The organism is Magnetospirillum sp. XM-1, assembly GCF_001511835.1.
In the GTDB taxonomy this organism is placed as follows: domain Bacteria; phylum Pseudomonadota; class Alphaproteobacteria; order Rhodospirillales; family Magnetospirillaceae; genus Phaeospirillum.
The window spans coordinates 4,699,553-4,725,270 of the sequence record NZ_LN997848.1; the positions used below are offsets into that span (position 1 = coordinate 4,699,553).

Below are 25,718 nucleotides of genomic sequence, written 5' to 3' on the forward strand. Positions count from 1 at the left end.
GAACGGATAGGGTGCGCCGGGCTCAGGAGGATGTGATGGGAGCTGTGAAAATCCCTGCGACCGATGATATCGGCCCGTCGTTGAGGTCCACCGTTCTCGTCGCGGGCAGCCCGCTTGCAGCCGAAGTCATCCGGGGGCACGGACTGACGGTCATCGAGGTGTCCACCGTGCAGGAGGCCATGGCCGCCCTGTGGGCCGACCCCATCATCACCGCTGTTATTTCCGCCAGATCCTTGCCGGGAGGAGGCGGTGAACGTCTGGCCGCCATGGCCACCGCCGCCTTGGGAAGAAAAATAGACGTGGTTGTAATGCCCTCCGCCGGTTCCGCCCATGAAGACCCGTCGGGCACCTTGGCGTCGCTTCTGCCAAGAATGTCGATGACCAGACAACCTCCACCCTCCACGGAGTTGGACAGTCTGTTCGAGTGTCTGGCTGTAGCTGCCGAACACAAGGACAACGAAACAGGTCAGCATAATCGGCGACTGGGGCGCTATGCCGGCTTGCTTGCCCGGACCATAGGGTGGTCGCATCAACGTTGCCGTATCATTGAACTGGCGGCGTCACTGCACGACATTGGAAAAATCGGTATTCCGGACAGCATCCTATTTAAGCCGTCCCCCCTGACGATCGAGGAACGAGCCCAGATGGAACACCACACCATTGCCGGGCATCAGATTCTATCGGCGGCCACATCGCCGGTCCTTGCCTGTGCAGCGAATATTGCCCGCCATCATCATGAGCGCTGGAGCGGTGGCGGCTATCCCTTCGGACTGCACGGCGCCGCCATTCCGCTGGAGGCCCGGATCGTCAGTCTCTGCGATGTCTATGACGCACTTCGTTCGGAACGCCCCTATAAAGCCGGCCTCTCACACCAAGACGCGGCAAGAGTTCTGCTGGAAGGGGACGAGCGGACATCGCCAGATCACTTCGACCCCCATGTATTGGCGGCATTCCGACAGATACAGAAGAAATTTGACGACACATTCACCCTTCTGACAGGAGAGTGAGCCATGCATCTTCCCCCCCGACCGGAACAGCGCGTCGGCGAAGGTCGCCGTCGATGGGCGGTTTACAGCCTTATTCCGATGGCGGTTCTGGTATGGAGCATTATCGGGGCGGTGCTTCTCTGGTCTCAGGAAAGAGATGCCGAGCGCCTGCGCGAGAAGAAGGCATTCTCCCATCAGTCGGAACGAATTCAATCAATGATTGAGGTGCAGATCAAGCGTGTTGAAGATCTTTTACGTGCAGCAATGGCAGAATTCAGCGCCCCACAGGGAATATCGAGAATACGCTGGGAGCATTTCGTAAAAAAAATAGAAGTTGATAGGAATTATACCGGCATCATTGGCATAGGATATGTTGCCTACGTAAGACGAGGAGAGTTATCACTGTTTATGGAAGAGCGGAGAATGGAAAGCCATGACTTCAATGTATATCCTTCTGATGACATAGAAGATCATATGATAAATACATATCTTGAGCCATCAGCTCCCCTGGCCAAAGCTATCGGCTACGACGTGGGCAGTGAACCGGCTCGGCGACAGACCTTGGAGCGGGCCCGCGATGAAGGGCGGCTGGCCATAAGTCCCAAGCTTGATCTGCTCACCGCCGGAAACGTTCTCCTATACCTTCCCATATACCGGCACGATGCATCCGTCCACACGGTAGAGGCGCGTCGTGCCGCCATACAGGGATGGGCTGTGGCATCCTTGGTGGTTGCCGATCTGCTGGCCGGCATCGTCAGATCAAATGAAAATCTTGATGTGGAACTGTTCGATGGCGAACCGTCATTGAACACATTACTGCTGGATTCTGATCAGAACCCAGCGGGGATCTCAGCGATAGCCCAGTATCCTGACGCCATTTGGTCAAACTTGCGAGTTGGAGGGCAAACATGGCGCCTCTACATCGCCAATACGACGCCATCCCGACCTGTATTTGGGCGCTCCGGGATCGTTCTGGCTGCTGGATCAGTCGTCGCATTGGTGCTGTGGGGGATCAGCCAGTTTCTTACATCCCGTTACATGTTCATGGCACGTCAAGCTACGGAGTTGGCCAATTCGCTGAAGCAAAAGGAAGAGCGGCTACGCCTAGTTCTAGAATACAGCAATGATGCTTTTTGGGATTGGGACGTGGAGAGTGATACGGCATTCTACGCAAACCATATCCACAAAATGTTGGGATATTCCGACGAAAAAATTTCGTCGAATTCCGAAGGATTGAGACAGCTGATGCATCCTAGTGACTTGGCAGAGGTCCGAAAGCGCTTTATTGGCCTGCTCAAATCCGGAGGCAACCGCATTGATCATGAGTATCGGCTCAAATTGAAGAATGGCACATGGCGGTGGTTCCGCGAAACCGCCGCTATTGTTGAAAGATCAGGTGGACGCGTCACCCGCATGGTAGGGACCGTTACTGACATCAGCACCCGTCGCCAGGCTGAGGACTTTCTGCAGCTGCTGTCAACAGTTGTCGAGCAGAGTCCTTTCGCTGTTGTGATAACCGATGCCGCAGGACGAATCGAGTACGTCAATCATCACTTCGTATCCTTGACCGGGTACACCAGTGACGAGGTTCTAGGGCAAACCCCTGCCCTGATCAAATCGGGACTCACTCCTCCGGAAGTCTATAAGGCTCTGTGGTCCGCCATCGAATCAGGACGGGAGTGGCGAGGTGAACTCTTGAACCGCAAGAAAGATGGAGACCTATACTGGGAGGATACGACGATCACCCCGGTCATGAATCGGGAAGGCGTCACGTTCTATGTCGCGGTCAAGGAGGATGTTACCGAACGCAAACGCCTTAAGCAGGAACTGCAGGAACAAGCAAAGCTGCCGGGCCAGAGTCCTGATCCCATCCTGCGGATTGCTCGCGACGGGGTGATTCTTTACGCGAATCCGGCGGGGCAGGAGTTGCTCTCCCACCATCCCGGCATCTCTACGGAATGGCGGGTTACGCTGATCTCCTGCCTTTATGGGCAACTCAGCAAAGAATTGGAACTATCTCTGGGGGAGCGGACATACAGCTTTCTATTCGTTCCCATTCATTCTGCAGACTATGTCAATGTCTATGGCCGCGACATCACTAAGCGCCATGCCGCCGAGGAACGTTTACGCCAAGGCCAGAAACTGGAAGCCATCGGTACCCTGGCCGGGGGAATTGCTCATGACTTCAACAATATCCTGACCAGCATACTTGGTTATAATAATTTGATCTTTGGCGACGTTGACGACAGAGAGGCCTTGGCCGACGATGTAAGGCAAATTCATACGGCGGCAACCCGCGCCAAGGATCTTGTCCGCCAAATTCTCACGTTCAGCCGGACAACCCAGGGCACCAAGGACTCGATCAACCTCTGCGCTGCCATTGAAGAAACATTACCGCTGATCCGCGCCGCGACGCCTAAAACTGCAGAGATTAAAGTAAGTCTGATACCGCGGGATGCCGTCATCCTTGGTACTATAGTACAGATTCACCAAATTCTGCTGAATCTCTGCGGCAACGCGGTTGACGCTCTGATCGCCAGCAGGGGCGTTGTTGATATTAAGCTGGAAAGAATTCGACCGGGCTGGGTCCGCCTATCCGTATCCGATAATGGAAATGGAATACCCGATTCAATTCGATCCAGGATATTCGATCCATTCTTTACCACCAAGCCCACGGGCAAAGGGACAGGATTGGGCCTGTCGGTCGTCCATGGCATTGTCGAGGATTATGGTGGTCGGATCTCCGTGGAGGCGATTGCCGAAGGTGGGACCCGCTTCATTATTGATTTTCCTGAAACTGACCAGAAGTTGTCAGTCTCAACCGACCATCTGGCGGATGAAATCCCTCCCGCTGGATGCCTGGGCTCGATTCTCGTCGTGGATGATGAAATAGCCATCGCCGAAATGTTGGAGCGCTTCCTGCAGCGGCAAGGTCATACAGTGCGGGCGCTGTCGGTAGGGCAGATAGCTATGGATATTATCCAGGGCGGCGAAAAATACGACGTGGTCATTACCGACCAGATGATGCCGGCAGTAACCGGCGTTGACATTGCCAATGCAGTTCGTGTCCATAGCCCGGAGACATCCGTAATTCTCTGCAGTGGTCGTGATGATCAGGTTACTCCTGAGATGTGCCAAGCTGCCGCTATCGCCGCCTTCCTCGTCAAGCCATTGAACATGATCGAACTGATCGACACATTGGACCGGTTGCTAGCGGGTCGGACGCATCAATCCTTTTCGGAGCCATGGCGTTCGTTGGGCGGCGTGAAGACGTAGCCGATGCTGCGAACCGAAGAGATCATTCCTTCATTCAAGCCACATTCGCGCAACTTGGCGCGCAGACAATGGACATGATAGTCGATGGTTCGTTCGGTCGTGTTCTCCCCTGCCTCCAAGCGATCCAGGAGCCATTCGCGCGTCGCGGCCCGCTTCGGCCGCTCCACGAGAGCGATGAGGAGGAGCAGTTCCGACTTGGTCAATTTCACCGTGACATCGCCATTGACCAGGGCGCAGAGATCCGGATCGATCTCCCAGGGGCCAATCATCTGAATTACCTTTCTCGGTACAGCGGCAATGCCGTCAAGACGCCGCAGCAGACTGCGGACGCGGGAACTTAGCTCGTCCATGTCGAACGGCTTCGGGATGTAGTCGTCTGCGCCGCTGTCCAATCCCGCGATACGATCGCTGACCTCGGCCCTACCGGTGACGATGATGATCCCAACCCCAGGGCAATGGGAACGAATCCACTGGCCCAATTCCAACCCATCCCCGCCTGGCAGTCCGCGATCGAGCAAAACCAAACGAGGCATGGCAGCCTTGATGGCTGCACGCGCCTCGACCGCGGACCCCACCGCAATCACCTCATATTCGTCACGCCGCAGAATCTTGGAAATTAGACTACGGACCTGCGCATCGTCTTCTACTATGAGAATAGGCAATTTTGCCTCCCCTGCCCCACTGAAGTTGTATACCGGATACATCTTCTGGAAAAGAACAAGATTGACAGCCCGATCAAGAGGCTGTCACCTGGGTGGGAGAGGGGGGGGGGCAGAGTTTGATGCCGTCTCTGTACAACCCCGGGCACACTCTAGCGACATCAATAACGGCTGATCGATACGCTCCAATGAAGGCCGAGCGTGGTCCAACGCTGATCACCCATAAAGAACGACCAGACCCCAAGGTGCTCATAGCTTTCATCGGGTGATTGGCGATCAATCTCCAGGCGGCAGGCAAGATCTTGGAAATCCACCCCTGTGGTTTCCCGGCCAGGTGCGTGACAGCACGAACACCGCCCAACCGGCACATGGGATGTAGCGGCCTCGAGCAGATAGAGCAGTTCGTGGATGTCGCAACCCGGACGAACTCTTGATCTCAGGGATGCTGGGATGAGGTGGTAGCCGAGGTAAACCGCGTCATGCAGGCACGGTTCCTGACAAGGGGTTCTGATTATCGAAGCCACCACTCCAGAAAACCCAGAGGGTATGGGGGGCATCTGGGACGGTAAAGGCAGCGTGATCTGGCCAAGAATATCTTCGATGGTCACATCGGCTGGAAGCCGCCCGGTAAGCGGCATAATTGGTTGATTGGAATCCATGGGGCCTCCTTAAGGAGGTATTTATCCAGATACACCTTGGGAAGAATCTCTGATACCGGCAATCCCTTCTGAGATTTTTTGATTTGTCTTTTGCTTATTTTCTTTCTTCTGTCTGTTATAATATTTGTCCGTTAAGGCCACGGTGCTGTGCCCAACTGCCTTCGACACGTCATTGACCGATAGGTTCATTTCATCCGTGCCAAATGAGATATATGACCGGCGAAGATCATGTATCCAGACGGTCTGATCCTTATTCTGGGAATGAAGACTGGCTGCCTTCCTGATTTCGGCCCATACCACATCGATAGATGTCAGCGGCTTACCCTTGTCCCGATATGACGGGAACAGGTAATCACTTTCCGAATCTGTAATTCGTTCCAACAAATTTTTCACGGGCTCTGTTATGTCTACTTCTTTTAATCGCGACTTGCCGCTTCGTGAATGACCTTTGTCCTTGACGCGAATCACTCCGGCTTCCATGTCGATGGCTGATTTCATGATCCCGAGGGCTTCGCTTTTTCGGATGCCCGTCAGGACGATGAATTCGATGGCCCACACGCTGTATTTGTAGACCCTTGGGCGGCGGAAATGTCCGTCAATCGCGGCCCAAAGTGCCCGGTATTCATCGATGGACAGGATGCGCTGCCGCTCTTCCGAGCCATTGAACTCGATCTTCAACGATGGACACGGTAGATCATCAATAATGTCGGGGATGCACCAGCGCCACATGGCGGTGAGGTACTTCACCACGTTATCTGCCTGAGCTGGCTTTCCCTCTTTCGTGAGTTTGGCGTGGTAATCCCTGATGTCCTTGTGCGTCAACTCCTGATACGGCGAGTTGCCGAACCGGGGCTTGATATATCGCCGATGGAGTGATCTCAGGTTCGCCAGAGTGCTGGTTTCCCGCGCCTCGATCCGTCCGGCGATGTATTTGTCCATGAGTTGGTCGATTGTCAGAAGTGCGACCTTCCGTCGCGTATCGATCTCCTCGCCCAACACGTTGCGGCACAGGATTTCCCGCGCCTTCTCTTTCGCCTGTTCGAAGTGGACGACACGCGAATCCCCCAGGGTCATGAACCGCGTACGGCGGTACTTATCTCGGAACTGGACCATGTAGGTCTTCTTGCCGGACGGCCAGACACGAACCCCGAAGCCGGGAAGGTTGGCATCCCATACGCGAATGGACGTTGCGCCCGAGGAAACAAGACTCTTGACGGCGGTGGCGGTTAATTTGATGGTCGGCATATCGGTTTCTCCGTTGCCGATATAGGGGCCACCCTTCGGACAGCAAGGAGTCAGAGGCAGAGTGGCGGTGTTTGAGAATTGTTGTCGGTTTGTTGCGCTTTTGCCCCAGTGAACAATCTCGTTCGAGGTCGCGAATCTATTGGATTTCAGGGTTTCTATGGTAAACTTGGCCGCACCATCTGCTACCATCAAGCCCGCCGGCGATCCCGGCGGGCTTGGTCGTTTCAGGCCGATCGCGCAATTTTATAACCCGGCCGAGACGCAGTGGTCATACCGCCATACCATTGCATTTCCTGTGGTTTTCCGAAATTTACCCCATCGGAGGCTTTGCGCGGCGCTCCCGAGCGGGTATGGTATCGCCCCCGTAGTGAAATAACGTTACGCCAAAGGTCTCCGTTCCATGAGCATGTCCGACGAGTTGCGCGACGCGGCGCTGGAATACCACCGCCTGCCCACCCCCGGTAAGATCAGCGTCACCCCCACCAAGCCGCTGGCCACCCAGCGCGACCTGGCGCTGGCCTATTCCCCCGGCGTGGCCGCCGCCTGCGAACTGATCGTCGCCGACGAGGACAGCGCCGCCGACGTGACGGCCAGGGGCAATCTGGTGGCGGTGGTGACCAACGGCACCGCCGTGCTGGGCTTGGGCCCCATCGGCCCGCTGGCCGCCAAGCCGGTGATGGAGGGCAAGGGCGTCCTGTTCAAGAAATTCGCCGGCATCGACGTGTTCGACATGGAGCTGGCCGAGCTGGACCCCGACAAGCTGGTCGACATCATCGCCGCCATGGAGCCCACCTTCGGCGCCATCAACCTTGAAGACATCAAGGCGCCCGAGTGCTTCGAGGTGGAGCGCAAGCTGCAGGAACGGGTCAAGATCCCGGTGATGCACGACGACCAGCACGGCACCGCCATCGTGGTGGGCGCGGCCATGGTCAACGCGCTGCGCGTGGTGGGCAAGAATATCGGCGACGTCAAGCTGGTGGCCTCGGGCGCCGGGGCGGCGGCGCTGGCCTGTCTCAACCTGCTTTGCAAGCTGGGCGTCAAGCGCGAGAACGTCTGGGTCACCGACATCAAGGGGCTGGTCTACGAGGGCCGCACCGAACTGATGGACGAGTACAAGTCGATCTACGCCAAGAAGACCGACATGCGCACCCTGGCCGAGGTGATCGAGGGCGCCGACATCTTCCTCGGCCTGTCGGCGCCGCGCGTTCTGACCGGCGAGATGGTCGACAAGATGGGCCCCAAGCCCATCGTCTTCGCCCTGGCCAATCCCACCCCGGAAATCCTGCCCGACGAGGTCAAGGCGGTGCGTCCCGACGCCATCATCGCCACCGGCCGCTCGGACTATCCCAATCAGGTCAACAACGTCCTGGTGTTCCCCTACATCTTCCGCGGCGCGCTGGACGTGGGCGCCACCGAGATCAACGATTCCATGAAGCTGGCCTGCGTCTACGCGCTGGCCAACCTGGCCATGGCCGAATCGGACGAGCGGGTGCGCGCCGCCTACGGCACCGCGCCGCTCACCTTCGGGCCTGAATACCTGATCCCCAAGCCGTTCGATTCCCGCCTGATCCTGAAGATCGCCCCGGCGGTGGCCAAGGCGGCCATGGAATCCGGCGTGGCGCGGCGTCCGATCATCGATTTCGACGTCTACATGGACCGGCTGAACCAGTTCGTCTTCCGCTCCGGGCTGGTGATGAAGCCGGTGTTCGACCGGGCGCGCCAGGACATGCGCCGCGTCGTCTACACCGAGGGCGAGGGTCGGCGCGTGCTGCACGCCGTGCAGACCGTGGTGGACGAGGGACTGGCGCGGCCCGTCCTGATCGGGCGGCGCGAGGTGGTGGAGAAGCGCATCCAGGACCTGGACCTGCGCCTGCGCATCGACACCGATTTCGACCTGTGCGACCCCGAGGACGATCCGCGCTTCAACGAGTACTGGCGCCTGTACCACTCCATCATGGAGCGCCAGGGCGTCAGCCCCGAATACGCGCGGACCGTGGTGCGCACCCGCAACACGGTGATCGGCACCCTGATGCTGAAGCGCCGGGAAGTGGACGCCATGATCTGCGGCACCATCGGCCGCTACGACAAGCACCTGTCGCACATCATGAACGTCATCGGCACCAGGGACGGCGTCAAGGTTCCGGCGGCCATGAACCTCTTGATCATGCCGGCCGGCACCTTCTTCATCTGCGACACCTACGTGACGCCCGAGCCTACCCCTGAGCAGATCTGCGACATGACGCTGCTGGCCTCGGAAGAGGTGCGGCGCTTCGGCATCGAGCCCAAGGTCGCCTTCCTGTCCCACGCCAATTTCGGCAACCGCTCCACCGCCTCGGCCCAGCGTCAGCGCGACGCCCTGGCCCTGCTGCGCGAAAAGGCCCCCTATCTGGAGGCCGAGGGCGAGATGCACGGCGACGCGGCCCTGTCCGAGGAAATCCGCACCCGCATCTTCCCCAATTCCAAGCTGAAGGGCGCGGCCAACCTGCTGGTCATGCCGACGCTGGACGCCGCCAACATCTCGTTCAACCTGCTGAAGGTGGCGGGCGATGCGCTCTCGGTGGGACCGATCCTGATGGGCATCGCCCAGCCGGCCCACATCCTCACCCCGTCGGCCACGGTGCGCAACATCGTCAACATCACCGCCCTGGCGGCGGTGGACGCCCAGATGTATGCGGGCCGCACCCGCTAGGTCAGCATTCCATCAGGCAATCGTGAGATGATGGCCCCGGACGCTTTCGCCCAAGCGTCCGGGGCCATTCTCTTTCGGACGGAGGGGCACCATGCGGCCTTCCCTATTCCTGCTCGCCCTTTCCCTGGTCTTCGCCCCTCTCGGCCCCGCCAAAGCCGAGGTGGTCTCCGTCCCGATTGCGGATGGCGCGGATGATCCGACCCAGACCTTCCTGTGGGAATCGCCGCACCCCAAGGCGGTGCTGATCATGATTCCGGGCGGCGAGGGCCATATCGGCCTGCAGCCGGACAAGGCCGACCTGGGCGGCATCTACGGCCGGGTTTTCAAGCCCCTGTCCGAACCGACGCTGAGTTCGGGCAACCTGCATGTGGTGATCTTCGACAGCCCCTACGCCCTGCCCTCTGATCCTGTCTTTCCCACCTCGCGCATCTCCAGCGACCACCAGCGGCGCATCGAAAGCGTCGTGCAATTCTACCGCCAGCGCTTCGGCTTGCCGGTCTGGCTGCAGGGCCACAGCAACGGAGCGATCAGCGTCGCCGAGTTCATCCGCACCCACCGCGACATGGTGGCGGGCGCCATCCTCAGTTCGTCGCGGGTGGGAGCGAAGGTAAGCGCCGACGTGGGACTGCCCATCCTGTTCCTGCACCATCGCCGCGACAGCTGCTCGAAGGCCAATCCCGCCGCCGACGTCGAGATTTACGAATCCCTGCGCTCCGCCGGCAAGACGGATGTGGACTTCGCCTGGGTGGAGGGCGGCACGGCGGGGCGGGGCGACGCCTGCCACGCGGGCTACCACATGTTCCTGGGCAGCGAGGAAGACGCCTACCGCGCCGTGGACCGGTTCATCGCCGGCCGCTGATGCCTCACTTGGCGGGAGCGGGCGTCGCCCGCACACCGTGGTGCATGGCGTTGATCGCCGCCAGTTCGGGGTGGGCGGCCAGGGTCGCCAGAACCTCGTCCATGGACACGATGGCTTCGGGCAGGCGCGCGAACAAAGCCGCCAGGAAGGCGTAATCCTCGGGATAGTCGAGCGTCCAGCGGCATTGATGGGACAGGTCTTCGCCCTGGCGGGCGACGTTGCCGCGCTTGAGGTGCGGGGCGCGGCGCAGCCAGGGGGTGACGTGCTCGCGGTCGAAGGGCTCGGTCGCCTTGTCCTCGGCCTCGAACAGGGCGGCGGCGCGGAACACCTCGGCGTCCAGCCCGTGGGGCCAGGAGGGCGGCAGGTTGTTGCTGCAGTAATCCAGCCCCTCGGCCCTAAGCTTGCCCAGCAGCCGCCCGCACAATGCCGGATCGACCAGCGGGCAGTCGCTGGTCACCCGCATGACGATGTCGGCGCCCGCCGCCCGGGCCGCGATGGCGTACCGCTTCAGCACGTCGGCGGACGGGCCGCGCACCACCAGGGCGCCGCAGCGTTCGGCCTCGGCCACCACCGGCGCTTCGTCCTCGCCCTCGGGAATGGCGCAGACCACCCGGTCGATGCCGGGAATGGCGGCGCAGCGGCGCAGGCATTGGGCCAGGGCGGTCATGCCGCCCAACGGCATCAGGATCTTGCCCGGCAGCCGGGTGGAGCCCATGCGGGCCTGGACGATGACCGCCGCGGTCACAGCCCCAGAACCTCGCCCAGGGCCTCGACCACCCGGTCCACGTCGGCCTCGGTCATGGCGGCGGACAGCGGCAGGGACAGGCAGCGGCGGTAGTATTCCTCCGCGCCGGGCAGGCTGATCTCGCCCAGCAGCTGGCGGTAATAGGGCAGCTTGTGCATGGGGATGTAATTGACCTGGGTGCCGATGCCCCTGGCCTTCAGCGCATTCATCACCGCCGCCCGCGTGGTGCCGCAGGCCTGGTAATCGATCAGCGCCACCGACAGGTGCCAGACCGCGTCACCGCCCGACAGCGTGATGGGCTTCACCTTGGGGGCAAGCGCGGCCAGACGCTGGCGGTAATGGCGCACCAGCCGGCGGCGCGCCTCGGCGAAGCGGGGCAGCTTGGCCAGCTGGCTGGTGCCCAGCGCGCACTGGATGTCGCAGGCCCGGTAGTTGAAGCCCAATTCCTGCATCTCGTAATACCAGGGATTGGGCCCGCCCTCGGCGTCGAAGCCGCCTTCCGCGTCCACGAAGATGGAGGAATCCCGCGTAATGCCGTGGCTGCGCAGCAGCCGCAGCCGCGTCGCCAGCCCGTCGTCGTTGGTGGTGACGGCGCCGCCCTCGCCCATGGCGATGGTCTTGGCCGGGTGGAAGGAAAAGACGTTCAGCCCGCCCCAGCGGCAATCGCCGATCACCGTGCCGTCGGCGGCGATGGTGCCCAGCGCGTGGCAGCAATCCTCGATGATGGCGAGGCCATGCTTACGCGCCACTTCGGCCAGGCCCGGCATGTCCGCCGACTGGCCGTTGAGATGGACCGGATGCACCGACCGGAAGCGCTTGCCCGGACGGGCTGCGATGGCCGCCTCCAGGTCCTGAACCCGCATCAGGCCGCTGTCGGGGTCCACGTCGGTCAGCACCACCTCGGCCCCCACATAGCGGGCGCAATTGCCGGTGGCGGCAAAGGTCTGGGCGGGCACCAGCACCGCGTCGCCCGGACCGATCCCCAACGCCATCACCGCCAGATGCAGGGCGGCGGTGCCGTTGGCGCAGACCACGGCGTGCTTCGCCCCGACGGTGCTGGCCAGGGAATCCTCGAAGGCGGCGACCGCCGGGCCGGTGGTCAGGATGTCGCCCTTCATCACCGCCGCCACGGCGGCGATGTCGTCGTCGTCCACCACGTGGCGGCAATAGGGAAGGAACGGTCCCGGGGTCACAGTTCCAGCCCCGACAGCATGGAATGGAGCCGGGGCCCGTCCATCCAGTCGGTGTTGTTGTCCGAGCCGTAGCGGAAATCGTCGGGCACCACCTTGGCGCCGGCGTCGATCAGGTGCTCGGTGGTCCAGAAGGCGAAGACCGGCTGGATGATGTAGCGGTCGGGCAGTTCCACCGTGTTGCGGGCGTAATCCTCGGTGATCATCACCTCGTGGATCTTCTCGCCCGGACGGATGCCGATGATCTTGTGCGGCAGGCCCGGCCCCATGGCCTCGGCCAGGTCGGTCATGCGCATGGAGGGGATCTTGGGGATGTAGGTCTCGCCGCCCTGCATCTTGTCCAGGCACGACAGCACGAAATCCACGCCCTGCTCCAGGGTGATCCAGAAGCGGGTCATGCGGGAATCGGTGATGGGCAGCTCGGTGGCGCCCCCCTGGATCAGCTTGTGAAAGAACGGCACGACGGAGCCGCGCGACCCCACCACGTTGCCGTAGCGCACCACCGCAAACTTGGTTCCCACCGAACCCGACAGGTTGTTGGCGGCGACGAAGATCTTGTCCGACGCCAGCTTGGTGGCGCCGTAGAGATTGATGGGGCTCATGGCCTTGTCGGTGGAGAGCGCGATGACGTGGCCGACCTTGTTGGCCAGCGCCGCCTGCACCACGTTCTCGGCGCCCAGGATGTTGGTGCGCACGAATTCGAACGGGTTGTACTCGGCCGCCGGCACCTGCTTCAGCGCGGCGGCGTGGACCACCACGTCCACCTCGCGCATGGCCATGCGCAGGCGCTCGGCGTCGCGCACGTCGCCCAGAAAGTAGCGCAGGCAGCGATGCTGGGCCGGATCGAAGGTCTGGGCCATCTCGAACTGCTTCAGCTCGTCGCGCGAGAAGATGATCAGGCGGTGCGGGTTGTAGCGCTCCAGCACCGTCTTCACGAACTTCTTGCCGAACGAGCCGGTGCCCCCGGTCACCAGGATGGACTTGCCGTCCAGGTCGAGATCGATGTCGTAGTACTTGGACGCGGTCAAGGGATGCTCCTTAAGGCGGCGATGAAGGCTTGCCGGATCATCGCATGCGGCCTTGCCCGGGACAAGGGAGGGGCGCGACCTTCGTTTGCTCCCCCGCCCCACCCCGCCTATACTTTCACCGACCCTTTCCCAGGACGCCCGGCCCGTGACCAAGCCCAAGATCCTGTTCCGCTGCGACGCGTCGGTGACCATCGGCACCGGTCACGTCATGCGCTGCCTGACCCTGGCCGACGAACTGAGCGGACGGGGCGCCGAATGCGTCTTCGTCTCTGCCGCCGGAACCGAGAAGCTGGTCCCCGCCCTGCCCTATCCCGTATTGCCGCCGGACAAGCTGCCCTATGGCGCGGCGCTGGCCGTCATCGACCATTACGGCCTGGACGCCGCCTACGAGGCGCTGGTGCGCAGCCAGACCAGCGCGGTGATGGCCATCGACGACCTGCCCAACCGCCGTCACCACTGCGACCTGCTGCTGGACCAGACCCATGGCCGTGTGCCTGAGGAGTATCGGGGGCTGGTGCCCGTCACCTGCATCACCCTGGCCGGGGCCGGCTACGCCCTGCTGCGTCCGCAATTCGCCAGTGCCCGCGAGGACTCGCTGGCGCGCCGCGACGGCGAACTGAAACGCCTGCTGGTCACCCTGGGCGGCACCGACCCCGACGACATGACCGGCCGGGTGCTGGATTCCGTCGCCGCCGCCGGCCTGGATCTGGCGGTGGACGTGGTGATGGGGGCCAAGGCCCCTCACCTGGATTTGGTGCGCGCCCGGGCGACGGCCATGGCCAACACCCGGGTCCTGGTGGGGGTGAGCGACATGGCCGGGCTGATGACCCAGGCCGACCTGGCCATCGGCGCCGCCGGCACCACCACCTGGGAGCGCTGCTGCCTGGGCCTGCCCACCCTGATGCTGGTCATCGCCGACAACCAGAAGGACATCGCCCGGCTGGTGATCCAGTCGGGGGCCGCCCTGTCGGCCACCCCCGACACCATCACCGGGCAATTGCGCGATCTGGCCGCCGATCCCAAGGCCCTGCAATCCCTCTCCCATTGTGCCGCCGCCCTGTGCGACGGCCGGGGCGCGGCGCGCATCGCCGACGCCCTGCTCCGCCTTCCCTCGCTGAAAGAGCTGCGCTCATGACCGACATTTCCATCGCCGGCCGGGCCATCGGCCCCGACCATCCGCCCTTCATCATCGCCGAGATGAGCGCCAACCATAACGGCGATTTGGGCCGCGCCCTGGAACTGCTGGAGGCCGCCGCCAAAGCCGGAGCCGACGCGGTCAAGCTGCAGACCTTGAAACCCGACGCCATCACCATCGATTGCGACCGCCCCGATTTCGTCATCGAGGGCGGCCCCTGGGGCGGACGCAAGCTTTATGACCTCTACGCCGAGGCCCAGACCCCCTGGGACTGGCACCCCAAATTGTTCGAGCGCGGCAAAGAACTGGGGCTGATCGTCTTTTCCTCGCCCTTCGACAAGGCGGCGGTGGACTTCCTGGCCGATCTCGACGCGCCCGCCTTCAAGATCGCCAGCTTCGAGATGGCCGATCCCGGCCTGGTCTCCCACGCGGCGTCCAAGGGTAAGCCGATCATCGTGTCCACCGGCATGGCGGGACTGGGCGACATCGCCGCCACGGTGGAGACGGTGCGCCGGGCGGGAAACGGCGAACTGGTGCTGCTCCACTGCATCAGCTCGTACCCCGCCCCCACCGAGGACGCCAACCTCGCCACCATTCCCCATATGGCCCAGGCCTTCGGCGTGCCGGTGGGCCTGTCGGACCACACCCAGGGCACGGCGGTGGCGGTGGCGGCGGTGGCGCTGGGCGCCTGCGTCATCGAGAAGCACTTTACGCTCAGACGCGCCGACGGCGGCCTGGACTCCCACTTCTCGCTGGAGCCCGAGGAATTGGCTCAGCTGGTCAGGGATTGCCGCGCCGCCTGGGTGGCACGCGGGCGCATCTCCTACGCCCTGGCCGATTGCGAGCAGGGCTCCAAGGTGTTCCGCCGCTCGCTCTACGTGGTGGAAGACCTGCATCCCGGCGAGATCATCACCGAGGACAAGGTGCGCTCCATCCGCCCGGGCTATGGGCTGGAACCGAAATTCCTGCCCGAGATCCTGGGGCGCAAGGCGCGAAAGGCGGTCGCCCGCGGTACCGCCTTCGACTGGTCGATGATCGAGTAGAAACGGGCGCCGAACCGCCCCTTCCCCCTTACCGTCATGGCCGCGCTTGACGCGGCCATCCACGTGGGGCCACCGGAACGTCGCGGAGAACAATGCACCCGCGGAAACGCGTGGATGCCCGGATCAAGTCCGGGCATGACGAAGAACGGCTCAGTGCCCGCAGGAACAGCCGCCGCCGCCGCAATCGTCGTCCTGGACCGGGGCCTGGTCGCCGACGCGGAAGATGGCCCCGGGATAGATGCGGGCGGTGCGGCCTTCGTGGGTGACCTCGACGCAATTGCGTCCCTCGTCATCGACGATCATGCCCATGCCGAGGCCACCCTGCTCGATGGCGGCCACCACGTCGGTATCGGAGAGATCGAACGCCTTGGCGATGGAGCCGATCAGCGCGGCGATCTCCTCGAACATCTCGCGGTTATCTTCCATGAGCGGGCTCCTTAAGGTCAGGCTGGAGCCCGCTCTATAGCATCCCACTGGCGGGAAACGCCAGCGTCAGGCGTTAGCCAGCGCCTCCTTCCTGGCTTCCACCACCTTGTCGGCGACGCGGCCAGATATTTCCTGCAGGTGGTCGAACTTCCACGAGAAAGTCCCCACCCCCATGGTCAGCGAGCGCAACTCGACGATCAGGTCGTCCATCTCGGCCTGGGGCAGATAGGCCGAGACGGTGTCCCAGCCCTGCCAGCCCTCCTTGGCGTCATAGCCGAGAATTTGGCCGCGCCGCCCCGAGACGATGCGCTGGGCCTTGGCGGTGAAATCGGCGGGCACCGAGATCTCCACCGCCAGGATGGGTTCCAGCAGCACCGGATCGCATTGGGGCATGCCCTCGCTCATGGCGATGCGGGCCGCCGTCTTGAAGGCCATGTCCGAGCTGTCCACCGCGTGGTAGCTGCCAGACGTCAGCGTCACCTGCAGATCCACCACCGGGAAGCCGAAGGGCCCCTGGCGCAGGAAGTCGGCGACGCCCTCCTCCACCGAGGGGATGTACTGGCGGGGCACCACGCCGCCGACGATCTTGTCGACGAACTTGAAGCCCGAGCCGCGCGGCAGCGGCGCGATGTCGATATGGATGTCGCCGAACTGGCCGTGGCCGCCCGACTGCTTCTTGTGGCGGCCGTGGACCGAGGTGGACTTCCTGATGGTCTCCTTGTAGGGGACCGTCGGCTTGGCCGTCACCACGGACATGTTGAAGCGGCTCTTCAGGCGGTCGATGGCCACCTGAAGGTGGATCTCGCCCTGGCCGCGCAGCACCTGCTCGCCGAACTCGCCATGATCCAGCGACAGCGAGGGGTCCTCCTCGGCCAGCTTGGCGATGGCCCCGGTCAGCTTGACGTCGTCGCCCTTCTTCTCGGCCGCCAGCGCGAAGGCGAACAGCGGCGGCAACGGAGCCGGCCAGGACGCCATGCCGGCATCGGCCGCGCCGATCGCCTGGCCGGTGGTGACGGTTTCCAGACGGCCGAAGGCGCAGACGTCGCCCGCGCCCGCCTTGGCCACCTTGGTAGGCGTGCCGCCGGTCATGAGGTAAAGGCCGCCGATGCGGCCCATTTCCAGCGACTGGTTGTCGGCGAACTCACCCCGCCACACGCGGGCGAAGCTCAGCTTGCCGGTATGGGCGGCGTGCACCGTCTTGAACACGGTGGCCAGGGCACCGCCCTCGGCCTTGACACCCAGGCGTGCGGCGGTGGCGGCCGGGCCGGGGGCGTCGTGGCGCAGCGCCTTCAACAGGCGATGGATGCCGCCGTCATTCTCGGCCGAGCCGAAGAACACCGGCACGATCAGGTCTTCCGCCAGATCCTTGCCCAGATCGGCGTAGACCTCGTCGGCGGGCGGCTGGATGTCTTCCAGCAGCTCTTCCATCAGGTGGTCGTCGAAATCAGCCAGATGCTCCAGCATCTCCTGGCGCGCCGCGCTTTCCTCGCCCTTCAGGGCATCGGGGATCTTGATCACGGCGGAAGCCTGGCCGGGGCGGTACTTGTAGGCCCGCTCGCTGACCAGATCGATGTAGCCGGTGACGGAATCGCCCTCGCGGATGGGAATCTCGCGCATGACCAGCGGACGGTCGGACACGGCCTGGAGCGCCTCCAGCGTCTCCTTGAGGCGCGTCCCGGCGGTGTCGATCTTGTTGACGAACAGCAGGTGGGGAACCTTGTGCTCGTCCAGGAACTTCAGCACGGGGGCGACCATCACGGCGCGGGCGGGGTCGGGTTCGCACACCACCACCGCCACGTCGACGGCCATCAGGGCGTTGTAGGAATCCTGCTGGAACTCCACCGAGCCGGGGCAGTCGATGAAGGTCCACTTCTCGCCCAGATATTCGGCGCTGGCGATGTTGGGTTCGACGCTCATCAGGCGGGCGCGGGCCTCTGGACTGGAATCGCCGGTGGTGGTGCCGTCCTTGATGCGGCCCTGGCGCCCTATGGCGCCGCAGGCGAACAGCATGGCTTCGAGCAGGCTGGTCTTGCCGGCGGCGAACGGCCCGACAAGGGCACAGGCGCGCGGCAGGGAAGGAGACTTGGACGTCATGGACCCTCCGGAATTTCTTGTTCTGTCTGGACGCCGGAACCCCCGCGCCCAGCCCCGCCATGGTTTCAGTCAAACCGCCCCGTGGCAACAGGAAATGGCGCGCAGCCGAGACAGGGCAGCACTGCTTGCATCTTGGTGCAGGGGAGCCGGCGTGGTTTACTGAACCAACCGTTCCGGGGAGGGGTTCTCATGACCGACCACATCCACGTCAAGATCAGCGGCGCCGTCGCCACGGTGACGCTCTGCCGTCCCGATCTGCACAATGCGCTCGACGAGCAGATGGTGGGCAACCTGGCCCAGACCTTCCAGAAGCTGTCGGTCGCCGACGTGGTGCGCGTGGTGGTGATCGAGGGCCAGGGCAAGAGCTTCTGCGCCGGCGGCGACATCGGCTGGACGCGGGCCCTGCTCGACCAGGATGCCGAGGAGGTGAGCCGCAGTGCCATGCAGATGGCGGTGATGCTCGACGCCATCGACCGCTGCGCCAAGCCGGTCATCGCCCGGGTGCAGGGCGCGGCGCTGGGCATGGGGGCCGGCATCGTCGCCTGCGCCGACATGGTGGTGGCGTCGGAAGAGGCCAGCTTCTCCCTGCCCGAGGTCCGCGCCGGCTTTTCCCCCACCCTGATCATGCCCTGCATGGCGGCCGCCATCGGCACGCGGGCCATGCGCCGCTACGTGCTGTCGGGCGAGCGCTTCGACGCCCGCGAGGCCCTGCGCCTGGGGCTGATCCACGCCATGGTGACGCCTGACAAGCTGGATGCGGCCCGCGACCTGATGGTGGACGCCGTTCTCAAGGGCGCGCCCAAGGCGCAGGGAGCCGCCAAGGACATGCTGCGCGTGGTCGACGACAGCCCCGCCGGCCCCGACCTGATGCGCTACACCGTGGCCCAGTTCGTCGACGCCCGCGCCTCGGCCGAATGCCGCGAAGGCGTCACCGCGCTCACCGAAAAAAGAAAGCCCGACTGGTCGGGGTAATCCCCTTATCCGTCATGCGCGGGCCTGACCCGGGCATCCATGGATCGCCGGGTCAGGCCCGGCGATGACGATGTGTTTCTCAAGGAGCTGAAAGCATGATCGCCGATTGCCTTGCCGGGCTGAAGGTCCTCGACCTCTCCATGTACATTCCCGGCCCGCTGGCCACCCTGTGGCTGTCCGACCTGGGCGCCGAAGTCATCAAGGTGGAAAGCCCGGCCGGCGATCCCATGCGCACCATGGGCCCGGTGGACGCGGACGGCACCACCGCCTTCTACAAGCTGGCCAACGCCAACAAGACCATCGTCACGCTGGACCTGAAGTCGGCGGACGGCAAGGCCCGCTTCGCCGAACTGGTGGCCGGGGCCGACGTGCTGCTGGAGGGCTTTCGCCCCGGGGTGATGGAGCGCCTGGGCTTCGGCATCAAGCGCCTGCACGAGATCAATCCCCGGCTGGTCCATTGCGCGCTCTCGGGCTATGGCGGCACCGGCCCCTTCGCCACACGGGCGGGCCACGACGTCACCTATCTGGCGGTGACCGGATTGCTGGCGGCGAGCGGGCCGGCCGAGCGGCCCGTCATGACCTTCCCGCCGCTGGCCGACCATGCCGGGGCCATGCTGGCGGTCAACTCCATCCTGGCCGCGCTGTTGAAGCGCGCCGCCTCGGGCAAGGGCACCACCATCGACATCAGCCTCGCCGAGGCGGCGCTGTCGTGGATGGGCGGCGTGCTGACCATGGCGCACCGCTGGGGCGATCCGGCGCGCGAGCACGATCTGATCAACGGCGGCGCCGCCCATTACCGCATCTACAAGACCAAGGACGGCCGCTTCGCCGCCATCGCCGCGCTGGAGGAGAAGTTCTGGCAGTCCTTCTGCGCCGCCGTGGGCAAGCCCGACTGGGTGGCCCGCCAGAACGAGCCCCTGCCCCAGACCGCCATGATCGGGGAGATGACGGAACTGTTCGCCTCCAAGACCCTGGCCGAATGGGCCGCGCTGCTGGAGCCCGCCGACTGCACCTTCGAGCCGGTGCTGGAGCCCCACGAGGTCGCCACCCATCCCCACCACGTGGAGCGCGGCTTCACCCATGTGAGCGAGCAGGGTCTGGTCGAGGTGCTGCTGCCCGTGCTGATGGAAGGCGAACGCCCCCGCCGCCGCCGGCCGCTGGCCGAAAAGCCGGCGGAAACGGTCATCGCCGCATGGTCCTGAGGACGGGCGGGCGGGACGCCCGCGCTCCAAGCTTTACGAAGCGCGGGCGTCCTGCCCGCTACTTCCCCCTCAGCCAGGCCGCCAGGTCCGCCGCCAGCCGGGCCAGCGGCGTCTCCCAGTCGCCGGCCTTGGGCTGGCGGTAGAGGCGCATGCCGGGATACCACGGACTGTCGTCGCGGTCGGTCAGCCAGCGCCAGCAGCCGTCGAAGCGCGACAGCAGCCAGACCTGCTTGCCCATGGCGGCGGCCAGATGGGCGGTGGAGGTATCGACGCTGATCACCAGATCGAGCCCATTGATCAGGGCGGCCGTGTCGGCGAAATCGGTAATGCCCGCGGTAAGGTCGGCGACGCGGCCCTCGTCCCTCGCCTGCAGCCCCTGCTTGCCCACCTGCAGGCTGACGAAGCGGGCGCCGTCCACGGCCAGGACCGGCTCCAGCTGTTTCAGCGCCAGCGAGCGGCGCTTGTCGATCAGCGTGCATTCGATGTCGTGTTCCCGCGAATCGCCCGCCCAGACCAGACCGATGCGCGGGCCGGGAGCCACGCCGGCGTTCAGCCGCCGCGTCCAGGGCTCCAGGCGGTCGGGGGGCGGCGACAGATAGGGAAGGACGGCGGGGATGGTCTCGAGAGTGGTGCCGAAGGCCAGCGGCAAGCTCATCAGCGGGGCCTGCATATCCACCGGCCCGGTGTCCTCGCCCACCGCCACCACCTTGGCGATTCCGGGCATGGGGGCCAGCAGCGACACCAAAGCGGGCTGCACCTCCAGGACGACCCTGGCGCCCCTGGCCGCCGCCAGCGGCGCGTAGCGGACGAATTGCAAGGTGTCGCCGAAGCCCTGTTCCGACCACAGCAGCAGGGTGCGTCCCTCGACCTCCTCGCCTTTCCATTGGGGAATGGCGGCGTGCCGGAGGGGTTCCCGGCGCTTGCGGTTGCCCCAGCGCGCCTCGTAGAGCGCCCAGCCCTCGGCGAAGTCGCCTTGCTTCAGGCGCACGATGCCGCGATGAAAGCGGATGTCGTCATTGGCCGGATCGGCGGCGCCGGCGGCGTCGAACTGCTCCTGGGCCTCGGCCAGGCGGCCCTGGGCGTAAAGGGCCTGGCCCAGATTGCTAAGCGGTATGGCAGCACCGGGCGACAGGTCCACCACCCGGCGGCTCAGGATTTCGGCCTCCTCGACCCGGCCCAGGCTGCCCAGCAGGGCGGCCCGGTTGGCCATGACGATGGGGTCGTCGGGGCTGAGCTTTTCCGCCGTCTCATAGCATTCGGCGGCCCGTTCCAGCTCGCCCTGTTCGCGCAGGGCGTTGCCGAGATTGTTCCACACCTCGGAATGATCATGCTCGCGGGCCAGCAGGGTCTGGTAAAGCGCCACCGCCTCGGGCAGCCGGCTCATCTCGTTCATGGCGTTGGCGGCCTCGAACAGATGGGCCACCCCGGACCCCTCGATCCCGGCCAGCCGCAGATAGGTCTCGGCGGCCAGTTCGTCGCGTCCCATGGCCCGCAGCTGGCGGGCCAGGATCAGCACGGCGGGGGGATAGTTGGGGGCAAGCTCGGCGGCGCGCGCGGCATGCTCCAGCGCCTCCTCGATCCGGCCCCGCGCCCGGATGACGTCCGAGGCGGCGACCAGCACCGGAACGGAATCGGGGGCCAGCCGCAGGGCGCGGCAAACGGAGACGTCGGCCTCGAGCCCCCGGTCCGAGGCCAGCAGGGCGCGGCCCAGGTCGGCGTGAAGATTGGCCTCGCCCGGACGCTCGGCCACGGCGCGGCGCAGCTTGTCCACCGCCTCGACGGGACGGCCCAGACGGTTCAGCACGCCGGCCATGTTGGCCAGGGCCTCGACGAAGCCCGGCCGTAAGGCGAGCGCCCGTTCCTGCGAGGTCAGCGCCTCGTCCAGGCGGCCGGTCTGGGCAAGCGTGTTGCCCAGGCCGAACAGCGCTTCGGGGATGTCGGGATTGAGCGCCAGGGCACGGCGGTAGGCCGCCTCCGCCTCGGGCAGGCGGCGAGCGCTGAACAGGGCGTTGCCCAGGTTGACGTGGTAATCGGGGACCCGGTTGTTGGAGCGGATGGCCTCGCCGATCAGGTGGATGGCCAGATCGAACTGCCCCATCTGGGAACAGGCCACGCCCAGCAGATGGTTGGCGCCCTCGTGATACGGGTCGGCCGACAAAATCCGCTGGTAGATGTCGACCGCATCAAGCAGCCTGCCCGCCTGATGGAGCTCGACGGCCTTGGCGAAATCGTCGACCAATGTGGTTTCCCCGAGGTTGTCCCTGGCGGAAACGATGGCATGCCGCAGAGTGCGGAGGCAAGGCAACAGGGGGAGAAACGGCCGAATTATCACGATTCGTCATGGGCAAACCATCGATTATTGATCCCCATCAAGCCACTGCTATGATGCACCCGGCCAAACGGCAGAGATGACTATGCCAAACGACATGGGCAGACCTATCAGCTTGCGTGCCAGCGCCGCTGTCGTGGCGATGGGCCTGCTCGTCGTGCTGTTCATCGTCGCGACCTTCAGCGCCATGGCCTGGCAAAGGCAGCAGGACCTGCTGCGCGAGCGCGAGGCCAGCAACGAACGGCTGGCCGACACCTTGGCCGAGCACGCCGCCGGCGTGTTCCGCCAGTCGGCCCTGGTGCTGTCCATGATGGGCGAACGGCTGGAGCGCGAACAAAGCGCCAAACCCCTCCCGGCCCACGACCCGGCCTTCCGGACGTTCATGGCCGCCCTGCTGAAGCAGGCGCCCATGGTGGCGGCGGCCCGGGTCATCACCCCCGACGGCGCCTATCTCCACAGCCATCCCGAACTACCGCCCCAGGGGGTCAGCGTCGGCGACCGGGACTACGTCCTGGCCCACCGGCAAGGCGGGACCGGCCTGTTCCCCGGCAAACCGATCGTCAGCCGCGTCAACGGGCGGCTGGTGCTGCCGGTGAGCATGGCGCACCGGGATTCCGACGGCCGACTCATGGCGGTCCTGGCGGTGATGATCCAGCTGGACGACATCAACGCCCTGTTCGAATCCATCCGCCAGAAGCCCAACGGCACCATCGCCCTGTTCGGAACCGACGGCACCCTGCTGGCCCGCGGCCCGGTGGACGAAGGCCTGGTCGGCAAGGATTTCTCGCAAGGACCGCTGTTCCGGGACCATCTCTCCAAGGCGGCGACGGGCAGCTACACCAAGGTGGTCGCCACCGACGGCAAGCTGCGCCAAGCCAGCTACCGGCGTCTGGCGGACTATCCGGCCGTGGTCTCCGTCTCGACCCTCTACGACGATACCATGGCGGAGTGGAGGTCCTACGCCACCACCCTGGCAGTCATCGCGCTGCCGCTGATCCTGGCCACCGCCGCCATCACCTGGGCGCTGCACCGGCAATTGGTGGAGCGCGAGCGCTTCGAGCGCCTGCTCGCCCGGCGCACCTCCGACCTGGAACTGGCCAACGAGGAATTGCGCCACATGGCGGAAATCTCCGCCCACCACCTGCAGGAACCGCTGCGCACCATCCTGTCCTACGCCCAATTGCTGGTCCGCAAGGCCGGCGCGGGCGAGACCGGGGGGCTGGAGGAATACCTGGGCTTCATCCGCTCGGGAACCGAACGCATGAAGGCGCAGCTGGACGCCTTGCAGCGCTATCTGGGGGTGGAGCAGTGTCGGCCCCATCAGCCGGTCTCGCTGCCGCGCCTTCTGGCCGAGACCGTCGAATTGCTCGCCCCCCGCCTGGAGTCCACCGGCGCCGCCATCACGTCGGGCCCCCTGCCCGAGATCATGGGCGACCGCCAGCATCTGGCCGGCCTGTTCCACCACATGGTTTCCGCCATCCTGGAGCGGCGCCGTCCCGAGCGGCGCCAGACCATCGCGGTCAGCGCGACGCGGGAGGCGGACATGTGGCATCTGGTCGTCAGCGCCGACAATACCGATGCCGATTTCGGCGAAGGCGAAACCTCGTTCCCGCTGCTGGGCGCCGGCAGTTCAGGCGACGGGGGGCGCGGTCCGACGCTGAGTCTGGCGCTGTGCCGCAAGATCGCCCAGATGCATGGCGGCCGCCTGTGGGCGGAAACCACCGGCGACGGCGAAAGCCGCCTTCACGTCATGCTGCCGGCGGAATAGAGACCCTTCGGCTATTTCGCCGCCAGTTCCACCAGGCGGGACGGCGAGACATCGCCACCGGCCGTGGGCTGAAGCAGGCGGGCGGCGGCGGCGCGTTCGGCCGCCGAGAAGGTGCCCAGCGTCTTCAGCGCCTCGGACCTGGATGTCATGGTGCCGTCGAAGCCTGTTGCCGACACCGCGTGCCAGCGGGCCGCCTCGGCGCGGGCCGCCGCGCCCCCCTCGGCCTCGCGGATCAGGGCCAGCAACTGCGCCGATGGCGCATGACGCCGCTTGGCCGCTAATTCGGCCATGGCGGCGGCCTTGGCCAGCAGGTCGGGCATCTTGGTCATTTCCATGGCCGCGCGCTGGACGGTGCGGCACAGCTGGGTCATCGCCTCGGTGCGGAATTCGCCGTCGGGCAGGGCCTGGGCCCCGGCCAGCAGCCGGTCCATCCAGCCCAGCGAGTCCGGGTTGACCGGGCTGAAATCCTTTTGCGCGAAGGGCATGTTGGCGAGACGGTCGCGGCGCGTCGCCGGGTCGGTCACCTTGGACAGCGAGACGAAGCCGGCGGCCGGATCGTCCGAGCGCACGCGGGCGCCGTACAGCACCAGGGTGGCGGCGTCGCGCTTCGAGGGCACGGTCAGCGCGTCCACCTGGGGTTCCAGCAGGGCGGCCAGGGCCAGCGCCCCCTTCCTTGCCTGCCCCATGGCCAGCGATTCCAGCGCCACCAGTCCGGAGTCCAGACGGGCTTCGGCATCGGGCAGCGCCTTGACCGCGGCAACGGCCTCGTCGGCGGCCGCCTCGGCCTCGGGCAGGCGCCGCGCGGCCATCAGACCGGCGGCATGGGCGAGAAAACGCGCCCGCAGCACCGGATCGGCCACCCGCGCCAGGGCCAGGGCGGCGGCCGGATCGCGCCGCTTGACCTCGGCGTCGATGCGGTAGCGGGCGATGGAATCGGTCATCTCGCGCACCAAGGCGGGATCGTCCACCGATTGGGGGGCGTCGGTCACGGCGGCCAGAAGGCGCAGGCCCTGGCCATCATCGGCGGCCTCGAGGCCGTCCAAGCCGGGCTTGACGAAGGCTTCCGCCACCTTGGCCGATTTCAGCTTGTCGGCCGGCCAGAAGGCTTCGGGCCCGCAAGGCAGACGGAAGGACAGCGCCTCGCCCACCCGGGCCTTGCCGGAGAAGCTCTTGCGCACCGTGCCGGAGACGCGGCAGGCCGCGTCCTTGGCGTCGACCCCCGACACCTCCACCTGCACGTGGCTTTCGGCCGCCAGGCGGCGGGCGACCCAGTTGCGGGCCTCCATTGCCCCGTCGGCCGCCAGGGCCGACGTGGACGACAACAGCAGCAGGACCAGCGGAACCGTGCGCTTCATGACCTCTCCCCAGGCAATCACGGCGGGCAGACTAGCCCAGACGCCCGCCCGGCGGCTT

At 64.8% G+C, this 25,718-nt stretch carries 19 protein-coding genes; 9 read left to right on the top strand and 10 right to left on the bottom strand.

Features of this window, described 5'->3' with window-relative positions:
- Window positions 1-35 precede the first annotated feature (35 nt).
- Both XM1_RS21475 and XM1_RS21480 read left to right on the top strand, forming a co-directional pair.
- Window positions 36-1,007 carry an HD-GYP domain-containing protein gene (locus XM1_RS21475; protein ID WP_068437078.1) on the top strand — a complete coding sequence of 324 codons (972 nt, stop codon included), beginning with the start codon at window positions 36-38 and terminating at the stop codon, window positions 1,005-1,007.
- Window positions 1,008-1,010: 3 nt separating this feature from the next.
- The gene (locus XM1_RS21480) at window positions 1,011-4,262 is read left to right on the top strand and encodes a PAS domain S-box protein (RefSeq protein WP_082700658.1); all 3,252 of its coding nucleotides are present in this window, start codon (window positions 1,011-1,013) and stop codon (window positions 4,260-4,262) included.
- Here XM1_RS21480 and XM1_RS21485 read toward each other — a convergent pair.
- The 3 genes from XM1_RS21485 to XM1_RS21490 all read right to left on the bottom strand — a co-directional run bounded on the left by XM1_RS21485 (window position 4,214) and on the right by XM1_RS21490 (window position 6,825).
- Complete coding sequence (locus XM1_RS21485; protein ID WP_172821958.1) at window positions 4,214-4,924, bottom strand: response regulator transcription factor; 711 nt, start codon at window positions 4,922-4,924, stop codon at window positions 4,214-4,216. The genes XM1_RS21480 and XM1_RS21485 overlap by 49 nt on opposite strands.
- A 158-nt stretch (window positions 4,925-5,082) precedes the next feature.
- Window positions 5,083-5,580, bottom strand: a complete 498-nt coding sequence (locus tag XM1_RS24375; RefSeq protein WP_156428831.1) for a hypothetical protein — start codon at window positions 5,578-5,580, stop codon at window positions 5,083-5,085.
- 21 nt (window positions 5,581-5,601) lie between these two features.
- The gene (locus XM1_RS21490; protein ID WP_068437084.1) at window positions 5,602-6,825 is read right to left on the bottom strand and encodes a site-specific integrase; all 1,224 of its coding nucleotides are present in this window, start codon (window positions 6,823-6,825) and stop codon (window positions 5,602-5,604) included.
- Window positions 6,826-7,231: 406 nt separating this feature from the next.
- Here XM1_RS21490 and XM1_RS21495 point away from each other — a divergent pair, with 406 nt between their 5' ends.
- Entirely contained in the window at window positions 7,232-9,514 is a 2,283-nt protein-coding gene (locus XM1_RS21495; protein WP_068438171.1) for an NADP-dependent malic enzyme, read from the top strand.
- 91 nt (window positions 9,515-9,605) lie between these two features.
- The gene (locus tag XM1_RS21500) at window positions 9,606-10,373 is read left to right on the top strand and encodes an alpha/beta hydrolase (protein WP_068437086.1); all 768 of its coding nucleotides are present in this window, start codon (window positions 9,606-9,608) and stop codon (window positions 10,371-10,373) included.
- A gap of 4 nt (window positions 10,374-10,377) precedes the next feature.
- Here XM1_RS21500 and XM1_RS21505 read toward each other — a convergent pair whose 3' ends face one another.
- Genes XM1_RS21505 through pseB form a run of 3 tightly spaced genes read right to left on the bottom strand, consistent with a single transcriptional unit; the run spans window position 10,378 to window position 13,336 of the window.
- Window positions 10,378-11,118 carry a cytidylyltransferase domain-containing protein gene (locus XM1_RS21505; RefSeq protein ID WP_068437088.1) on the bottom strand — a complete coding sequence of 247 codons (741 nt, stop codon included), beginning with the start codon at window positions 11,116-11,118 and terminating at the stop codon, window positions 10,378-10,380.
- Window positions 11,115-12,311, bottom strand: a complete 1,197-nt coding sequence (pseC, locus tag XM1_RS21510; protein WP_068437090.1) for a UDP-4-amino-4,6-dideoxy-N-acetyl-beta-L-altrosamine transaminase — start codon at window positions 12,309-12,311, stop codon at window positions 11,115-11,117. The genes XM1_RS21505 and pseC overlap by 4 nt, the downstream gene beginning before the upstream one ends.
- Entirely contained in the window at window positions 12,308-13,336 is a 1,029-nt protein-coding gene (gene pseB, locus XM1_RS21515) for a UDP-N-acetylglucosamine 4,6-dehydratase (inverting) (protein ID WP_068437092.1), read from the bottom strand. Before pseB ends, pseC begins: the two co-directional genes overlap by 4 nt.
- Window positions 13,337-13,481: 145 nt before the next feature.
- Between pseB and pseG the strand changes: the two genes are divergently transcribed.
- Both pseG and pseI read left to right on the top strand, forming a co-directional pair.
- Complete coding sequence (gene pseG, locus XM1_RS21520) at window positions 13,482-14,471, top strand: UDP-2,4-diacetamido-2,4,6-trideoxy-beta-L-altropyranose hydrolase (protein WP_082700660.1); 990 nt, start codon at window positions 13,482-13,484, stop codon at window positions 14,469-14,471.
- Window positions 14,468-15,514: a pseudaminic acid synthase gene (pseI, locus tag XM1_RS21525; protein ID WP_068437093.1), complete on the top strand. Its 1,047-nt coding sequence runs from the start codon at window positions 14,468-14,470 to the stop codon at window positions 15,512-15,514. The genes pseG and pseI overlap by 4 nt, the downstream gene beginning before the upstream one ends.
- Window positions 15,515-15,664: 150 nt before the next feature.
- Here pseI and XM1_RS21530 read toward each other — a convergent pair whose 3' ends face one another.
- Window positions 15,665-15,940 (bottom strand): hypothetical protein, encoded by a 276-nt coding sequence (locus XM1_RS21530; protein WP_068437095.1) that lies wholly within the window; start codon window positions 15,938-15,940, stop codon window positions 15,665-15,667.
- 66 nt (window positions 15,941-16,006) lie between these two features.
- The gene (locus XM1_RS21535; protein ID WP_068437097.1) at window positions 16,007-18,034 is read right to left on the bottom strand and encodes an elongation factor G; all 2,028 of its coding nucleotides are present in this window, start codon (window positions 18,032-18,034) and stop codon (window positions 16,007-16,009) included.
- Window positions 18,035-18,223: 189 nt separating this feature from the next.
- Between XM1_RS21535 and XM1_RS21540 the strand changes: the two genes are divergently transcribed.
- Together XM1_RS21540 and XM1_RS21545 are read left to right on the top strand one after the other, a co-directional pair.
- The gene (locus tag XM1_RS21540; protein WP_068437098.1) at window positions 18,224-19,006 is read left to right on the top strand and encodes an enoyl-CoA hydratase-related protein; all 783 of its coding nucleotides are present in this window, start codon (window positions 18,224-18,226) and stop codon (window positions 19,004-19,006) included.
- A 95-nt stretch (window positions 19,007-19,101) separates the two neighbouring features.
- Window positions 19,102-20,208 (top strand): CaiB/BaiF CoA-transferase family protein, encoded by a 1,107-nt coding sequence (locus XM1_RS21545; protein WP_068437100.1) that lies wholly within the window; start codon window positions 19,102-19,104, stop codon window positions 20,206-20,208.
- Window positions 20,209-20,266: 58 nt separating this feature from the next.
- Here XM1_RS21545 and XM1_RS21550 read toward each other — a convergent pair whose 3' ends face one another.
- Complete coding sequence (locus XM1_RS21550; protein ID WP_068437102.1) at window positions 20,267-22,447, bottom strand: tetratricopeptide repeat protein; 2,181 nt, start codon at window positions 22,445-22,447, stop codon at window positions 20,267-20,269.
- A gap of 187 nt (window positions 22,448-22,634) precedes the next feature.
- Between XM1_RS21550 and XM1_RS21555 the strand changes: the two genes are divergently transcribed.
- Entirely contained in the window at window positions 22,635-24,305 is a 1,671-nt protein-coding gene (locus tag XM1_RS21555; RefSeq protein ID WP_172821959.1) for a cache domain-containing protein, read from the top strand.
- Window positions 24,306-24,316: 11 nt separating this feature from the next.
- On the opposite strand, the gene XM1_RS21560 is transcribed toward XM1_RS21555, so the two are convergent.
- Entirely contained in the window at window positions 24,317-25,660 is a 1,344-nt protein-coding gene (locus XM1_RS21560) for a hypothetical protein (RefSeq protein WP_068437106.1), read from the bottom strand.
- Window positions 25,661-25,718 lie beyond the last annotated feature (58 nt).

What these genes read in the sequence shown, in the direction of transcription:
- XM1_RS24375 (WP_156428831.1), bottom strand. Translation starts at nt 5,580, where the DNA reads ATGGATTCCAATCAACCAATTATGCCGCTTACCGGGCGGCTTCCAGCC.
- XM1_RS21495 (WP_068438171.1), top strand. Translation starts at nt 7,232, where the DNA reads ATGTCCGACGAGTTGCGCGACGCGGCGCTGGAATACCACCGCCTGCCC.
- XM1_RS21490 (WP_068437084.1), bottom strand. Translation starts at nt 6,825, where the DNA reads ATGCCGACCATCAAATTAACCGCCACCGCCGTCAAGAGTCTTGTTTCC.
- XM1_RS21535 (WP_068437097.1), bottom strand. Translation starts at nt 18,034, where the DNA reads ATGACGTCCAAGTCTCCTTCCCTGCCGCGCGCCTGTGCCCTTGTCGGG.
- XM1_RS21560 (WP_068437106.1), bottom strand. Translation starts at nt 25,660, where the DNA reads ATGAAGCGCACGGTTCCGCTGGTCCTGCTGCTGTTGTCGTCCACGTCG.
- XM1_RS21545 (WP_068437100.1), top strand. Translation starts at nt 19,102, where the DNA reads ATGATCGCCGATTGCCTTGCCGGGCTGAAGGTCCTCGACCTCTCCATG.
- XM1_RS21500 (WP_068437086.1), top strand. Translation starts at nt 9,606, where the DNA reads ATGCGGCCTTCCCTATTCCTGCTCGCCCTTTCCCTGGTCTTCGCCCCT.
- XM1_RS21555 (WP_172821959.1), top strand. Translation starts at nt 22,635, where the DNA reads ATGGGCAGACCTATCAGCTTGCGTGCCAGCGCCGCTGTCGTGGCGATG.
- XM1_RS21530 (WP_068437095.1), bottom strand. Translation starts at nt 15,940, where the DNA reads ATGGAAGATAACCGCGAGATGTTCGAGGAGATCGCCGCGCTGATCGGC.
- XM1_RS21540 (WP_068437098.1), top strand. Translation starts at nt 18,224, where the DNA reads ATGACCGACCACATCCACGTCAAGATCAGCGGCGCCGTCGCCACGGTG.
- XM1_RS21480 (WP_082700658.1), top strand. Translation starts at nt 1,011, where the DNA reads ATGCATCTTCCCCCCCGACCGGAACAGCGCGTCGGCGAAGGTCGCCGT.
- pseI (WP_068437093.1), top strand. Translation starts at nt 14,468, where the DNA reads ATGACCGACATTTCCATCGCCGGCCGGGCCATCGGCCCCGACCATCCG.
- XM1_RS21475 (WP_068437078.1), top strand. Translation starts at nt 36, where the DNA reads ATGGGAGCTGTGAAAATCCCTGCGACCGATGATATCGGCCCGTCGTTG.